The organism is Micromonospora violae (assembly GCF_004217135.1).
Lineage (GTDB): Bacteria > Actinomycetota > Actinomycetes > Mycobacteriales > Micromonosporaceae > Micromonospora > Micromonospora violae.
Genome location: NZ_SHKK01000001.1, coordinates 1162255 through 1177413, shown reverse-complemented (window position 1 = coordinate 1177413; position 15159 = coordinate 1162255). Strand labels below are relative to the sequence as shown.

Below are 15159 nucleotides of genomic sequence, written 5' to 3'. Positions count from 1 at the left end.
GCAACAAAAGTCTTCGCACGACGCGAAGCCGAGTCGGCCCGCCTCCTCGCCGGCCGCCCGGAACTGGCCACCCTGCCCGGACTGGAGGCGGCGACGTCATCGGGACGTGCCCGAGAGGTAAACCCCGAGACCAGCCAGCAACAGGCTGATCAGGCTGGCACCGGCGCGTACCGAGTTCCACCACGTCCAGGCGGACGAATAGGAAGCCCACACCCGGACCACCGCCGCAGGATCGGTCGGCACGCCTGCGGCGTCGAGCGTCTCGTTCATCGGCACGTTGACGACCACCGTCGGAATGAACGCGCCCACCAGGTACACCCCCGCGGCCACCAGGAACAGCACACCCGCCGACCACCTCCCGAGGATCAGCAGGAACACACCGGTCACCGTGGCGGCGACGAGCGGGCCGAAGAACGTGACGAAGAACAGCGGATTCTGGATCCTCTGGTTGATGCTCGTCATGGCCCGGATCGCGGTGCCAGCGTCGGCGGCGTTCAGGCCGGGCATCACCGCCACCGAAAAGGCGTAGTAGACACCGGTGATCGCACCCGTCACCACCAGGGTCACCGCCGCCGACCAGGCAGCCAGGGTGGCGTTCATGCCCAGGTCACCCCGGAGTCCTGCCAGTCGAACGGCGGCTCGCCGGAGTGGGAGCCGACCCGGACCGGCCGGTCGAGTTTGGTGAGCCGGTCCACCACCCGGCGGCCGGTCATGTCAGTGCCGCCCAGTACGAGGATGGGCTGCTCATCAACGGTCTTCGTCATGCCAACCAGTCAAGTCGAGGGCGAGCACACCGGGAATGGGCGAGACTCTCGATCGCATGTCCCGGCGTCTCGACCGACCCCGTCACAGGGCTAACCTGAGCGCATGGATGCGCTCGCGGGGCTGCTGGACGGGCCGAGGGCGCGCGGTGCGTTCCTGATGCGGTCGGTGTTCGACCCGCCCTGGTCGGTACGGATCCAGGATCACGCGCCCCTCACCCTGGTCACCATGCTGCGCGGCACGGCGTGGGTGGTCCCAGATCAGGGTGCTCCGGTGCCGCTACGCCCCGGCGATGTCTCGATCATCCGTGGCCCGGAGCCGTACACGATCGCCGACGACCCGGCCACGGCGCCGCGGGCGGTGATCCATCCCGGTGAGCACAGCACCACGCCCACCGGGGACGAGTTGTGCCAAGTGATGGACCTGGGTATCCGGACTTGGGGCGAACGCGCTGACGGGATGGCGGTGCTGCTCAGTGGCACATACCAGTTGGAGGGCGAGGTCAGCCAACGGCTGCTGAGGGTCCTGCCCCATCTCCTGGTGCTGCCGGCCGGAGCACTGGACAGCCCGCTCATCCCGTTGCTGAGCGACGAGATGACCAAGGACGAGCCGGGGCAGGATGTGGTCCTGGACCGGCTGCTCGACCTACTGCTCATCGCCGTGCTTCGGGCCTGGTTCTCCCGGCCGGAGGCGGCGACGCCCGCCTGGTACCGAGCACACGGCGATCCGGTGGTCGGCAGGGCGTTGCGACTGCTGCATGACCACCCGGCAAAGCCCTGGACGGTGGCCGCCCTCGCGGCCGGCACCGGTACCTCGCGGGCAGTGCTGGCCCGCCGGTTCACCGAACTGGTCGGCGAGCCTCCGATGGCGTACCTCACCAACTGGCGGCTCGCGCTGGCCGCCGACCTGTTGCGCGAACCGGACGCCACCGTCGGCGCGGTGGCCCGCCAGGTCGGCTACAGCAGTTCATTCGCCCTCAGCGCGGCGTTCAAACGGGTACGTGGTCTCAGCCCGACCGAACACCGGCAGGCCGTCGGGTCGCCTGACCTCACCCCAGTGGGATGACCGTGCCGAGGCTGGCCGTGGGCTCCGCTCCCCGCCGATACCTGCCGGTTCGAGTTCCACGACGCCTCGTCATGCACGCCAAACTGCTCGGCCAGCCGTCAACGCGCGGATAGCGCCGGTCGATTGCCAGCCTCAGCGCAACACGCCGTCCGTGCCGTCGTCGTCCGCGCCCCATACATCGTCGTCTTCCCTTAGCCAGGTGCCGTGTTGGGACTCTTCGTTGCCGTCACCGGCCCCGCTGTTCGTCCCAGTCAGGCCGCCCCGGACGCCACCGCCGCCCGCACGGGGGCCCGAGCTGCCGGACCCACCCCGGCCACCCGCGCCGACCATGCCGGGCGTCATCGCCGCGCCGCCCCTGCTGGACGGACGATTGGCACCGCGCCCGGCACCGCCGGTACCAGCCGCGCCGCCCATCATCGGGGGCATGCCGAGGCTGACCGGGCGGCCCAGGGAACCACCGCCCGGAATGGGGCCGCCGGCCCCGCCCATGCCTGCCGTGCCGCCAAGGCCGCCGCCCCCGGCACCCGGGCCGGTCGCGTTGGGCAGGCCCCCGCCGGCACCGAACCCGGAGTTCCCGCCGGTGAGGGTTCCCGTACCTGCGCCCGCGCCGGCCAAGCCGCTGCTGTACTCGCCGGCCAGAGCGCCGTCACCGAAGTCGTTGCCGACGCCCGAGGACGCGCCGCTGCCGGTTGGGGTGTTGCCGTCGTAGCCGCCGGTGCCAGAGGAGAGGTCCGGGTGGGCGCCCGAGCCGACGCCTGCCCCGCCGGCGCCAGTGTGACTGGTTTCCGGGGAACGCCCACCGCCGAGGCCGCCGGTTGAGGGCCCTGCGCCGAGGCCGGCTGCGTCACTGGCACCGCCAGTGCCTGGCGGACCTTGCAGGTCCACGGCGCTCGGGCCGCTGTCTCTGCGATGCTCCGACAGAGTGCCTCCGGGGGTCTCCCGCTCCCGGGCTGCGTAGTCGCTGCTGACCTGGTCGTAGGCTCTGCGCGCGTCCTCGGTGTTGTTGTTGAAGAATTCGCCGACCCAGTCGTTGAGCTGGCCGAGCTTCTCCATCGGCCAACTACCCGCGAAGTCGGCCCGGATGCTCGCCTCGAACAACCCCGTCTCGATGACAATGGCACCATTGCGGGCCGCCGCCAGGTCACCCACGCACCCCTGCGGGACCGGCATCGCGTTCTGCGCGCGCTCCAGATCCTGCGCGGCGGTCTGCAACACGGTCACGATGCTGTGCTGACCGCCACCCGCCTCCCGGGCACCGTCCACGATCGCCCCGGCTTGCGTGGTCAGCCCTTCCATGTGCGTGCGGAACGCGTCGTACGCCGGGCCCTTCCAGCTCTCGCCGAGGTCGTGGACGTCGGCGTCGACCAGCCGCTTCACCTCGTCGATGTTGCCCAGCAGCGCCTGCCAGCCCAACGCAGCGCTGGCGACGTCGGCCGGCCGGCCTGCGACCAGCACCTGCCGCGCCATGTCCTCCCAGCTCAGAGCGCCCACGTCAGGCGCCTCTCGCGCTCGTGCTCGGATCCGGGTCCCCGGCCATCAAGTTCCGCTGCATCTCCTGCGCTGACATCTTGTTCGCGTCCTCGGCGGTGTCGTACTTCCGCTTCACCCCGCGCAGCGCATCGGCCGCCCGGTACATGTCGTCGGAGAGCGTCGTCAGCGACTCCGAGGTTGTCCGGTGTAAACCGTGGTGAGCGGCGGCCAGGCTCAGCCCTTTGGGAAAACCACCCAGCGCACCGCCCGGGCTGGCCAGCGCCGCGTCGCCGCCGAGCAGGTCCTTGATTTCCTCCATGTCGACGGCGAGCCGGCGTAGGTAGCTCGCGTACCGTTCGATGTTGTCGGCGGCCGCTTCCAGACGGTCCGCCTCCCACTCGGTGACGTCGCGCCGACCGGGCCCGCCCACGAGCTGCGACGGTGCTGATCCTGCGCTGGCGCGGACGTCATCCTGACGGAACCCCACGGCCGGCCCGTGCGCAGCCACCGTGGCAATGGGCCGCAACGGGCTGCCCGTTGGCATCGCGTCGGCGACACCGGGCGGCACCCGCATCCAGCCCTCCACCTGCGGCGGGCTGTCACCCTCGTCGCTCATCTCCGTCCTCCCCGTTGATCGGTCGGTGGTGTGTCAGCGCTGGTGCGGGCCGCCCGAGCCCTGGGGCGGCGCGGTCCCGGGCTGCCCCGGTAGCGACGCGGGCGGAGGGAACGGAGGTACGGGCTGCGGCCTGGGCTGATGTGGATGAGGATGCTGCGCGAAATCCGACGACGAGGGCGGCGAACCTCCCGGTGGGCCGTAGCCGGGCGGCGGCACGTACCCCGGCGGCGGGAACCCTGGACCACCCACCAGCGTTCCGCCCGGTTCGGGTCCGAACGGCGGCGGAGTGCGACGGCGCCGGCGGCGGGCGACGACTACGGTCAGCACCACCGCGCCGACGACCACGGCCAGGCACAGTACGCCGACGACCATGAGGCCGGTCTTGTTCTTAACCTTGATGGCGACCGCCGGCCCTTCGGTCTGCTCGCCCTTCGGGGCGGCCGTGGCTGCACCCGGCTGCGCGCCGGCCGCCAGCAGCGGGTTGCCCTCTACGGCCGGCACCGGCCGCTGCAGCGCGGCGAGCGCGTCCACCGCGCCGAAGCCATACTCCGGATCCCGTCCCGGCGCCCCCACGTCCCGGGCCGTCCGGATCAGGCGATTGATCACGTTCGCCGCGTCCAGGTCCGGGTAGCGTGACCGCACCAGCGCGACCACACCCGCGAGGATGGCGGTCGCCTGACTAGTGCCCGAGGCAACCGCGTAACCGTTGTCCTGCACCACCGTCGGCACCGGAGCGATGATTTCGTCGCCTGGGGCGGCGAGGACCACCTCAGGGCCGGCGACGGAGGATCGGGCGAGGCCCCCCGATCTGGTTGTCGAATTGACCGCAATCACGCCGGGTGTGTTGGCCGGGGAGTTGACCGTCCGACCGCCCGCGCCGGTCGCCGCGACGAGTACGACGTTCCTGCTCAGGGCGTACTGGACCGCCTCGACGATCCGGACGCTCGCGGGCTGCTCGAAGCCGATGGACAGGCTGATCACGTCGGCTCCGGCATCGGCGGCCCAACGGATGTCGCGTGCCACCTCACCGTCGTAGCCGTTGCCCCCACTGCCGCTCAGCGCGATCGGCAGGACCTTCGCCTCCGGCGCGATCCCGAGCTGCCGGTTCCGGTCGCCACCCCGCCCGACGATCAGGCCAGCCATCGACGTGCCGTGCCCCGCCTCCTTGTCCCGGTCGACCCAGCCCTGCGGAGATCCCTCCGGAGCAGCACCGGGGCGGCCAGCCAGTTGCCCGGCGAGCGCCGGATGCGTCGCGTCGACGCCGCTGTCGATGACGGCGATCGTCACCCCACGCCCCTTGGTGATCTCATGGGCCTTCGGGATCTTCAGCGCATCGAGATACCACTGCAGGCCGCGTACCGTGTCAGCCGCCGACGCCGGAGCTGGCACGCCCACCACCCCGGTTCCGACCATCGCACCGACCATCCACACGGCGACGGCGAACTTCAGCACCGATCGGCGACCCTTACCCGTACGCACGGCACTCTCCGAACCTTGACGACTTCGCTAAGCGTGGCGGCTTCGGTCCGGCTCGAACCGGACCGAAGCCGCACGTCCGATTTCCTCAGCCCTGCACCGTGGTTGGCGTTGCTCATCTCGGTGGAGACGTCGTTGCACGGCGCGAACCAGCCCGACCTCGTTGCAGGTGAGACGCTAGCGCAACGCGTCAAGGTCTCGCCACCCTGTGTGACCGTGACCGTGGGGTCGGCGCGGTTGGCTCCGGCAATCATGTGTCACTCCGCGAGCCGGCGGACGGCTTTCGGCGTCGAACTCGGCGAGTAGGGTCACCCCGTGAATCTCCCGGGGGCCGTCCAGGACCTGTGCCACCACTTCCTCTCGCTGGCTCCGAAGGGGCTGGTGACCGGCCTCTACCTGACCGGTGGCACCGGGTTCGGCGAGTGGATCGAGGGGCAGTCGGACGTGGACTTCGTCGCCACCCTCATCCACCGGCCGACCGACGGCGAGGTGGAGCAACTGCGGCAGGCGCACGAGCAGATGGCGGCGTACGCCCCGATCGACTTCGACGGGATGCACGTCCTCGTCTCCGACCTGGCCTCCGATCCGAGAAACCTGCCACCGGTGCCTGTGGTGCTGCACCGCGAGTTCCGAGTTGGGCAACTGGACCCACTCGTCGCCTGGCACGAGTTGGCCCGCCACGGCGTCACGATCACCGGCCCGGAGCTGTCGACCCTCGACGTCTGGACCGACACGCATGTCCTCCACGCGTACACCGTCAACAACCTCGACACCTACTGGCGCACCCGCACCAACCAGCTCGCGACCTTCTCCGCCGACGCGCCGCGGCCGGAGCTCGACTACGCCTGCTGCTGGATCGTCCTCGGGGTCGCCCGCCTGCACCACCTGATCGTCACCGGGGAGATGACCACCAAGTCAGGCGCCGGCCGCTGGGGCCTCTCCTACTACGACAAGCGCTGGCACCGGGTCCTTCGCGAAGCACTGCGCCTACGCGAAGGCGGACAACCCCAGTACGACGACCAGGCATCCCAACTCCAGGACACGACCGATTTCACCGCGTACGTCGTAGAGGCCGGCACGGGCCGCCCGGTCACGCCCAGGCCGCTCCCGGTTGGCTCGACGACACCCGGACTTCCTACGACACGGTAGCGGTCAGCTACGCCGCCATGCGGCGCGATGCTCTCGCCGATGAACCGTTTCAGCGCGGCATCCTTGCGCTCTTCGCCGAGTTGGTGCGGGCCCAGGGAAACGGGACGGTCGCCGACGTCGGCTGCGGCCCGGGCCGGATCACCGCGTACCTGCACGGTCTCTGCGTGCCGATCTCGATGGACGGTCGGTGCCAGCGTGGATAGCTTCGTGTCGTGACGCGGCTCAATCGGTATCGGTATGTCGGACCGGCAGAAATCTTGGCCCGGCAGGTGGACCCGGTGGGCATGGTCATCGCTGACACGCGAGGTGCCCTGGATACCTGGTTCGATGATCAGCGCGCGACTGGGCTCGCCGAGCCTGCCACATTCGTCGTCGACCTTCACGGCACGCTTCGCGTGGCACCTCGCCAGAGCGAACACGTTGCCTGCGCTGCGGGGCAGGACGTCTTGGCCGCCGGAGAGATCAGCTTCGCCGCAAGCAACATCGGATACTCCGTCCAGGCGGTCAGCAACCAGTCGACCGGCTACTGCCCAGACCCTGACTGCTGGCCAGCAGTCGCCGAAGCACTTGATCGCCTTGGCATGCCGCATCCCGGCGGCTTCACCGCCGCGCTGACGTTCAGACGTTGCACAGCCTGCGGGGAACGCAACATCGTGCGAGACGGCGACTTTGCCTGTGCCCTCTGCGATGGCGTCCTGCCACCGCACTGGAACTTCGGCCCTGCGTGACTCGCCAGCATCTCTGGGCGGAGCAGGAGTACCTCATTTCGGTCGTCACCTCTGGATCACTGGGGCAACGCGTCTGCGCAGTCCGCGCCTGGTACTGGTCGCAGGCCACGCTCGTGTACGAGTCGCCTGAGGCGGTGACCAGCAGACAGCCCACGACGGTTAGCCAAGCCGAAGATGATGAGGTTGCCGACCTTCGCGCGTGGTATCGCGCAGCCTGTCTCACCGCCTTCGTCGAGTGCGACCACAACGCCACACGCGAATGGCTGGCTCGAGGCTTCATTCTGGACGAGTCCTTCTACCCGTCGAACCTGCACCGCAGAATCGCCCAGGCCCGCGCTATCGCCGAAGCCGACCCGGTCAGGTTCAAGGAACTCATCGCCAGGACCACCGACGGGACGAACCTGATTGCCATCCGACCCGGTGATGATCGATGATCCGACGTAATTCACCCGAACCTCGTGACCGCCGACAAACATCAGGGGGACGGATCCGCCAAGCGGGACTATGGCGTGCTTGATAAGGCCGGTCAGAGCCATTCGCAGATGATGGTGATGGTCAGGGCGGCTTGGAACCGGACGGCCAACTTGTCGTAGCGGGTGGTCACGCCGTGGTGGCGCTTGAGCCTGTCGATGCTGTTCTCGACGGCACGTCGCATCCGGTAGAGGTCTCGGTCGAACGTGGGCGGGCGTCCGCCGCTGCTGCGATTGGCCTCGCGGTGGGCGTTCCAACGGTCGGGCGAAACAACGTCGTGAGTCCCCCGTGTAGGTCGCCGAGTCAGGTCGGGACGCGGCCGGTGGCCGTCGGAGCGGTGGACCTAACTTCGACACGGTTTGTCGATGTCCAGCCCACTGAGGTAGCGGTCGTAGGGCGCTGGGGGTTTTGGAGCGTCGAGGAGCCCGCAGAGCAGGTTCTTCCACGCGTCGATATTCATGTTCGATGCGGTGACCGATCCGTCGGAGGCGACAACGAGGATGCGGTCTCCGGTCGTCAGTGTCATCCGCGCATCTCTGCTCTGCCGGATCGTCCAACTGCCTGCGGATTCGGCGCTGCTGGTGTCCCAGAATCGGAGCACGACGACCGGCCCGGCCCGGTCGGGTTGCACAAGCAGGCGGGCGTCCCTGCTGAAGACAGCGTGGTCGCCCCCGTTCCCCGCCAGCCCGTTCACCACGTCACCGCTGTCGACGTCGGCGATGACCAGACGGCCGTCACCATCGATGAGCGCGACCTTGTCGCCGCGGGGGCTGACCGTCAGGTCCGCGCCGAACTCGGCGCCGTGCGACTCGAAGGAGATTTCCCGGATCTTGTCGAGGTTACCGCCGGCCCATCGCCAGACGGTGACTGTGGCCCTGATGTTCAGGAGTGCCAACGTTCCGCCGTCGTCACTGATCGCCACCGCGTGGGCTCCGCTGCCCTCGGCCCCAATCTGGCGCCGCATCCAGCTGCGTGTGTCGATGAGCAGTGGGCCGTCCCGCCCGAGCACGACGATGTGGACTCCGTCAGCCAGGAAATGGATGCCGGCCTCAGCCTGGAACGACACGTCATAGCCGAGATAGGTCTCTTTCCTGCCGATCTGCTCGCCAGTACGCAGATCCCACAACGACATCTCTGCGGTGATCGGCGGGTCGCTCTTGTCAAGGAACACCGCTCGGGTTCCATCGGTGTTGACGGCGAGAGCGTCGTCCCGCAGGTCGAATTCCACCGGGAGAAGCCCCAGCCGACGCGGACCGCTGTCGTCGTCCGTCGCGGCCCACACCTCGGTGGTCGATCCGACCACCCGCAGGGCGAGTCGCCCGTGCGGGACCAGGTCCCCCGCCTTCGGCACCTTGCTCGGCAGGACCTCTCCGGTGTGTGCCTTGGCGGCGTCGAAAAGAGTCACCGCACCATCGAGTGATCCGGCAGCGACCCAACGCCCGTCACCGGAGACAGCGAGACTGGATGTGGGCCAGGCAAACGAACCGAGGGTCACCCGCGACTGAAGAGCCGTGTCGTAGATCGCGACCTCACGATCGAGCGACCCCACGACCGTCGAAGCGTCGCCGGTGGGCAGTGTCGCCTCCAACCTGCCGCCGTCGCGGTTGATCCCCTGCCGCCGAGCCGCGAGCAGGTCCCACAGCTCAGTCGTACCGGCGGAGTCTGTGCTGATCAGCGCACGGCCGTCGGGAAAGAGTGCCCGCACCTCCTCCCCAGCCTTGGCCGCATGGGGCTTGCCGATGACCGCCCACGCCCGGGTGTCGGTGGTAAACCGCCGGAGTCGACCCGAGTCCCAGGCAAGTAGGCGTTCCCTCGCGTCGAAGGTCAGCCGCTCGGCGCGGCTCACGCCCTGACTCAGAGGCGCACCGGTCTGCACGTCCCAGACAGCCAGTTGGCGGTCGTCGCTGCCGGAAGTGTGATACGTGGCGGCCAACCAGCGTCCGCTCGGTGAAAAGGCGACAGCCCACAGTCCGTCGTCAGCGTTGGCGAGCTCCGAGGGATCGCCGGCCTTCAGGGTGCGCAGCTTCGTCGCCTCGCGTACATCCCAGACTTCGACCTGATTGGGCCAGACCTCAAGCGCCAGCAGCCCACCGTCGGCGCTGAGCTCGATGAATCCTCCGCCCAGCGGATACTCGCCGGTGGCCAACCTGCGCTCGATGCCCGTACGGATGTCGTAGATGTGAACGGCCTGGTCCGAGTCATAGTGCGAGTAGTAGGCCAGAGTTCCACCGTCGCGGCTGATGGCCACCTCTGTGGAATTCCCACCTGCCGACCCCTGAAAGCCGGCCACAGTGTTGGAGCCGCCCCGCAGATGCCGGACGACGTTCTGGTTGGCGTCCACCGCGACAGCGAGGGCCCGCGCGGACTCGCTTGTCGGTTGGGCGCTGCGGGAATACAGCGCCAACTGGGCGGCGATGCGGGGGTCCTGCTCAGCCAGTTCGATCGACCGTGCCGCCATGGCCTGCGAGGCAGCGACGTGCGCCCGCTCCAACGCCTCGTTGCGCTGCTGCCACGCGAATCCGAACGCAACCACGGCGATGACCAGAGAGACCGCGAGCACGACAAGAGTGACACGGCGCACCACGGTGGACCGGCGGTGCTCGCGGATGTCCTGGCTGTCGAGGTCCTCCTTGCTACGACCGTGCAGGGGCGCGGCGAGCGTGGCGACCGCGTCCCGGAACTCGCCCTGACGCAGCGAATACTTCTCACCGACGCGGACCGCGGTCAGGTCAACCCAAAGCGGCTCGCTCGGGAACCTACCGCGTAGGGTGGACGGCAGGGCATCCGTACGCGACCAGTCGAAGTCACCGGCGCCGGGGTCCCAGACGAGAGTCCCTGCGCTGACGGCGATGAGAAAATGCTCCATGGGCCGGTTGGTGACCCAGAAATCGATCTCCCTGCGAACCCACCGTGACGCGGCCGCCTCCGGTGAGGCAAGGTAGATGAAGTATCGGCTCTCCTGGAGCTCAGCGAGGATCGAGGACCACAGGTCGTGGTTGGCGGACAGGCTCGTGGTGTCCCGGAACACCCGGATGACGGGCAGCCGGGTCCACGGGCGGGCCAGGTGCTTCAGGCCATGCTCCAGGGCCTTGGCTAACGGCTTGTCCCGCTGATGGCTGTACGAGATGAACGCGTCCCGCTTGATGGGCGCACCTCCGTGTCACTGTCCTCAGTGGCAAGCAGATCGTAGATCGTATCGGCCGGTGACAGGTGCCATTGGTCCTCGCCGCCCGGTGACCCCGTCGACACATGGCCCCGGGCCTGGCCCGGTCGGCGTTCAGGCTGGTGCCGCGCGACAGTCTTCACAACGCGGCTCGATCCCGAAACCACCGCCGCGATCGCGATCGCGACTCCTGCGTGACAGGACACCTTTGATAAACAGCGTAAGGACCGGCTACCTGGACGGCATTGATCAAGGTCTTGACTCTACGCGCCGCCCTGCTCATGATTTACTGCGGCGGCGCAACAGTGAGGGTCAATGTGATGACGCAGGTAGAGCCACCGGCAGAAGCCCCCACATCAGCCGTCACTCTCAGCGAGATTGGACAAGATGGCCGACTCTCGCGTGCCAGTCGAGGCATGAGGGATTGGCTGACACGTGGGGCCCATCGGCGGGAACTGAGTATCGCGGGCCTCGGTTCGGTGCTCCTCGCTGTCGCGATGACCTGGCTGATCCCGCCGTACGCGATTCGCGTGATGACTGCTGGCGCCAGGACCGTGCCGATCGCCGACCCGGCCCACACCATCGTCGGTGACGCGGGTGACCCGACGGCCCAAGCATGGCTGGTGGGATGGAATGGCCACGCTCTCACCCACGGCCTGCGTGGCCTGTGGGATACCAACGCTTTTTATCCCGACACGTACGGCCTGGCCCTGAACGACAGCCTGCTCGGCTATGCCCCGGCAGGGCTGATAGGCAGCGGTGTAGTCGGCGGCGTGCTGCGCTACAACATTCTGTTCGTGCTGGCTTTCGCGCTCGCCTTCCTCGGCGGCTACGCGCTCCTGCGCCAACTTGGCGCGAATAAGGTCGCCGCTGCGGTAGCCGGGGCCGCCCTCGCCTACGCGCCCTGGCGCTACGGCCACGACGGTCATTTGAATATTCTCTCCACCGGTGGTATCACTCTGGCCCTGGCGATGCTGGCACGCGGCCACGGATTCTCGTTCACCCGCGGCTACCTTGCCGAACGGGTCCGGCCGGGCTGGGCGTTCGCTGGCTGGCTGGTCGCGGCCTGGCAGGTCAGCCTAGGCTTCGGCGTGGGGCTGGGATTCGTATACGTCCTCGCCGCCCTCTGCCTGATCACACTGATCGCCTGGCTGATCCACCGCCCACGCCTCAGCCCCCGGCTGATCGTCGGTGATCTGGCCGGCGGGCTGGTCTTCGCCGCGGTGACCGGATACTTCGCGTACGCGTACCAACACGTGCGCGAGCTCAACCCACAGGTCACCCGGGACTGGGACTACGTCGCGTTTTTCTCCCCGACACTGCGCGGTCTTCTCGTGGCGCCGCAGTCCTCGCTGCCCTGGGGCACCCTGCACAACGACGCCCGCACCGCTCTCGGCGCCGTATCGAATGAGAAAGTGCTGCTGTGCGGGTACGCACTGTATCTACTGGCCTTCGCCGGCCTGTTCCTGTCCCGCTGGTCACCGATGCAACGGCTTCTGCTGCTGTCTGGGGTGGTCGTCGGAGTGTTGTTGGCGCTGGGCACGAACGGGCCGATCTACCGCCTGCTCTATCTTTACGTGCCCGGGTTCGACGGATCCCGTACACCAGGCCGGTTGATCTTGTGGCCCACTCTGTGCCTGGCCATCCTCGCGGCCGGCCTGGTCACCCACCTGGCCGAGGTGGCTCGCAGAGGCGCCAAGCCGGCATGGTCGGTGGAAGCGGCACGGCTAATGACCGTTCCGTTGCTGGTCCTCGTGCTAGCTGAGGGCCTGCCTGACCTGGACCACCCTCAAACCCCAGCCAAACCGGCCGCAATGGCGCTAGCCTCCGCGCACGCTCCGATCATGGTATTGCCGTCCGACGACGGCATCGACCTCCACGTCCTACTTTGGTCGACCGACGGTTTTCCCACCATGGTCAACGGTGCGGCCAGCTACACCACACCCAACCGTCAGGCGATCCGCGACGTTATGACGACCTTCCCCAGCGAGCCGGCCTTGGATCGGTTGCACCAGCTCGGCATCCGCAGCGTCGTCCTGCTGCGCAACCGGGTGCAAGGCACCCCGTACGAACCACTGCTCAACGTCCCTGACGTACCCGGCATCACCCGCCACGACGTCGAAGGAGACGTGGTTTTCACCATCGACGCCACCGCGAAGTGATGGTGGGCGTGCCCTCGGGACACGAGGATCGTTCTGACTGAACGCGAGGAGGGTGAGCGGCCGCGGTGGATCGTCTCGGACGAACTCTGGGCCGAGGTCAAACCGCTGCTGCCATCCCGACCACCACGCCGGCCGGTTTCCCCGGTCGCAAGCCCCTTCGGCGACCCCAGAGTGCTGTGCGGGGTCCTGTTCGTGCCTCACACCGCGCTTCCGTGGAATGTCGAGGGCGGTGATCGACGGCTTCCACATCCGGGCGCTCAAGGGTGGCCCAAAACCAATCCGAGCCCGGTCGAACGCCACAAGCCAGGCGCGAGACGCCACGTCAACACCGACGCGGGCGCTGACCATGCGAAGACCTCCAGTCGCCGTGTACGAGACACTGGCCTCTGTTAAACCCAAAAGGTGTCAATTAGCGACTACAGGAGGTTGTGCTTACGGGCGAAGTCCGGGAACTCCGCTCCGGAGCAGGGCAGACGAGCACCGGTTACTCTCAGTACCTCAATGAGATTCCCCGCAGCCGTCAAGGTTTGCTTACCGTCGCGGCAGGCCCCAGCGAGAAGCCAGATGGTGCCGTGGACACGGGCGCCATGGGCACGGGCGACCTGCGTCGCGTTCCTATCGTCCGTGATGGCCACGCCTCCCCGCAGTTCCGCGGCCGCGAAGACGGACGCTTCCCCGAGGTCGCGCTCGCCCGAGCCGAGCCGCACGGTCCATTTAGCAAAACATCGCACTTCATCGAGCGTGTCCAGCTGGGCAGTAGCCAGCCAGTCCGCCTCGCAGGCGACGGCCAGTTCACGGTGATCCTCAGATCCCGCCCGCAACTCCTCCCGAACCACCTGAGTCGTCCAACAATCGGCATCGAGCAGCAGATCCTGCAAGACGTCTAGCCGGTCAGCGAGAGTGAAGTGACTGAGAACCATCGTGTCGAGCACAAGGACCGAGGTGGCTCGCGCCGACCTGCTCACGGCGCGATCTCCAGGTCGTCGTCCTGCGGTAGATCCGCCTCGGCGATGTGGCCATGCATCAACTCCAAAGCCCTGGCCCGGGTGATTCGCCTGCTCCGAAATGCCTCCATCACAGCCTTTGCGTAGGCGGGCGATACCCGTACCGACGCGAGGTCGGGCTGCGGTGCCCAGCCCAACGCCTCCATGAACTCCACGTGGGTCGGCCGAACCTGACTCCAGGCCCTACACGTCTCTGGGTCGATGGCCCCTGCCTGCTCAGCCTGCCGCAACGCCAGCAGCCAAGAGGTGCGATATCGAGCCGCATAGCTCACGATCTGATCCCGGCTCACTGTCCCACGAGCTCCGGCTGCGGCAACCGCTCGCACGGGCAGCAGCAGTTCCGCAGCGAAGGCATCGATCACCGCCTCCCGTTCTGCACGTGAGGCACTCACACCGAGGTCGGCGGAGTACTCATCACCAATGATGAGATGCCCCAGCTCGTGTGCAGCGGTAGCCCGACGGCGGCCAGGATCGCCTGTAGTGCTCACGACAGCAACGGCGAGGTTGCCCTCGATGAGCGATGCGCCGTCACCTGGCAGGTCGGTGACTAGAACCCACTGACCTGCGCGCTCACAGACGTCCATGATGCTACCGATCGGCTGATCGTCGAGCCCGAATCGCTGTCGTAACCACCGAGCTGCCTGACGCGCGTCATCCTCGGATGCCACCGGGCGCGGGTAGCGAAGCAGCGGAGGGACACGTAATACGCCAAGGCCCAGCAACTGCTGGACGTTGCGCAGCCACTCAACCATGGCGATTTCGAGGCGTTCCGACGACCGTGCTGCCTCAGTGTCGGTTTCCTCGGTCAGCGGCGCCGCCCGTCGGGACAACACCGCTGGCGGCGGCTCAATCAAGTACTCCATCGACACCTTCAGTGCCCTGGAAAGCCGAGCCAGCTCCAAGCCGTCCAAACGGCGGCTGCCAGCCTCAACCTTGGCCAGCATGGTGCGGTCTAGGCCTACCATCGCCGCGAGATCTTGCTGCGAGATCCCCAACGACAGGCGGGCTTGTCGTACCTGCTCACCGACCAGGGGCCAGTCCCAGCCATCAGCCATGGTGCGATAATCGCACACTCGGCGCCGGAATGGGTCAA

Annotated in this window: 13 protein-coding genes and 3 pseudogenes; 6 read left to right on the top strand and 10 right to left on the bottom strand. The window is 67.9% G+C overall.

Translation table 11 applies throughout. The features are described 5' to 3' along the window. Positions 1 to 96: 96 nt before the first annotated feature. Positions 97 to 600, bottom strand: a complete 504-nt coding sequence (locus EV382_RS05245; protein ID WP_130400478.1) for an anthrone oxygenase family protein — start codon at positions 598 to 600, stop codon at positions 97 to 99. Next, positions 600 to 764: pseudogene (locus EV382_RS32590) on the bottom strand (NmrA family transcriptional regulator); the annotation flags it as partial. The pseudogene EV382_RS32590 and the gene EV382_RS05245, both read right to left, overlap by 1 nt. A gap of 103 nt (positions 765 to 867) precedes the next feature. On the opposite strand from EV382_RS32590, the gene EV382_RS05240 reads away from it, so the two are divergent. Then, a complete protein-coding gene (locus EV382_RS05240) occupies positions 868 to 1827 on the top strand; it encodes an AraC family transcriptional regulator (RefSeq protein WP_130400477.1) in 960 nt (319 codons plus the stop codon). 132 nt (positions 1828 to 1959) lie between these two features. On the opposite strand, the gene EV382_RS05235 is transcribed toward EV382_RS05240, so the two are convergent. Genes EV382_RS05235 through EV382_RS05225 form a run of 3 tightly spaced genes read right to left on the bottom strand, consistent with a single transcriptional unit; the run spans position 1960 to position 5392 of the window. Next, positions 1960 to 3318: a WXG100 family type VII secretion target gene (locus tag EV382_RS05235; protein ID WP_130400476.1), complete on the bottom strand. Its 1359-nt coding sequence runs from the start codon at positions 3316 to 3318 to the stop codon at positions 1960 to 1962. 1 nt (position 3319) lies between these two features. Continuing rightward, complete coding sequence (locus EV382_RS05230; protein WP_130400475.1) at positions 3320 to 3913, bottom strand: hypothetical protein; 594 nt, start codon at positions 3911 to 3913, stop codon at positions 3320 to 3322. A gap of 33 nt (positions 3914 to 3946) precedes the next feature. After that, positions 3947 to 5392 (bottom strand): S8 family serine peptidase, encoded by a 1446-nt coding sequence (locus tag EV382_RS05225; RefSeq protein WP_130400474.1) that lies wholly within the window; start codon positions 5390 to 5392, stop codon positions 3947 to 3949. A 312-nt stretch (positions 5393 to 5704) separates the two neighbouring features. On the opposite strand from EV382_RS05225, the gene EV382_RS05220 reads away from it, so the two are divergent. The 4 genes from EV382_RS05220 to EV382_RS05205 all read left to right on the top strand — a co-directional run bounded on the left by EV382_RS05220 (position 5705) and on the right by EV382_RS05205 (position 7700). Beyond that, positions 5705 to 6538: an aminoglycoside adenylyltransferase domain-containing protein gene (locus tag EV382_RS05220; RefSeq protein ID WP_130400473.1), complete on the top strand. Its 834-nt coding sequence runs from the start codon at positions 5705 to 5707 to the stop codon at positions 6536 to 6538. A 17-nt stretch (positions 6539 to 6555) separates the two neighbouring features. After that, positions 6556 to 6741 (top strand): hypothetical protein, encoded by a 186-nt coding sequence (locus EV382_RS05215; protein ID WP_244236544.1) that lies wholly within the window; start codon positions 6556 to 6558, stop codon positions 6739 to 6741. 9 nt (positions 6742 to 6750) lie between these two features. Then, the gene (locus EV382_RS05210) at positions 6751 to 7266 is read left to right on the top strand and encodes a hypothetical protein (RefSeq protein ID WP_130400472.1); all 516 of its coding nucleotides are present in this window, start codon (positions 6751 to 6753) and stop codon (positions 7264 to 7266) included. 134 nt (positions 7267 to 7400) lie between these two features. Further along, a complete protein-coding gene (locus tag EV382_RS05205; protein ID WP_130400471.1) occupies positions 7401 to 7700 on the top strand; it encodes a hypothetical protein in 300 nt (99 codons plus the stop codon). A 92-nt stretch (positions 7701 to 7792) separates the two neighbouring features. Here EV382_RS05205 and EV382_RS05200 read toward each other — a convergent pair. The 3 genes and pseudogenes from EV382_RS05200 to EV382_RS33915 all read right to left on the bottom strand — a co-directional run. After that, positions 7793 to 7990: pseudogene (locus EV382_RS05200) on the bottom strand (IS5 family transposase); the annotation flags it as partial. A 90-nt stretch (positions 7991 to 8080) separates the two neighbouring features. Continuing rightward, positions 8081 to 10297: a WD40 repeat domain-containing protein gene (locus tag EV382_RS05195; protein ID WP_165435716.1), complete on the bottom strand. Its 2217-nt coding sequence runs from the start codon at positions 10295 to 10297 to the stop codon at positions 8081 to 8083. A gap of 294 nt (positions 10298 to 10591) precedes the next feature. Next, positions 10592 to 10864 (bottom strand): annotated as a pseudogene (locus tag EV382_RS33915) (TIR domain-containing protein); the annotation flags it as partial. 533 nt (positions 10865 to 11397) lie between these two features. On the opposite strand from EV382_RS33915, the gene EV382_RS05190 reads away from it, so the two are divergent. After that, positions 11398 to 13062 (top strand): hypothetical protein, encoded by a 1665-nt coding sequence (locus EV382_RS05190; protein WP_244236543.1) that lies wholly within the window; start codon positions 11398 to 11400, stop codon positions 13060 to 13062. 416 nt (positions 13063 to 13478) lie between these two features. On the opposite strand, the gene EV382_RS05180 is transcribed toward EV382_RS05190, so the two are convergent. Together EV382_RS05180 and EV382_RS05175 are read right to left on the bottom strand one after the other, a co-directional pair. Then, a complete protein-coding gene (locus tag EV382_RS05180) occupies positions 13479 to 13994 on the bottom strand; it encodes a PIN domain-containing protein (protein ID WP_482805585.1) in 516 nt (171 codons plus the stop codon). A 29-nt stretch (positions 13995 to 14023) separates the two neighbouring features. Further along, positions 14024 to 15121, bottom strand: a complete 1098-nt coding sequence (locus EV382_RS05175) for a helix-turn-helix domain-containing protein (protein ID WP_130400467.1) — start codon at positions 15119 to 15121, stop codon at positions 14024 to 14026. Between the last annotated feature and the right edge of the window lie 38 nt (positions 15122 to 15159).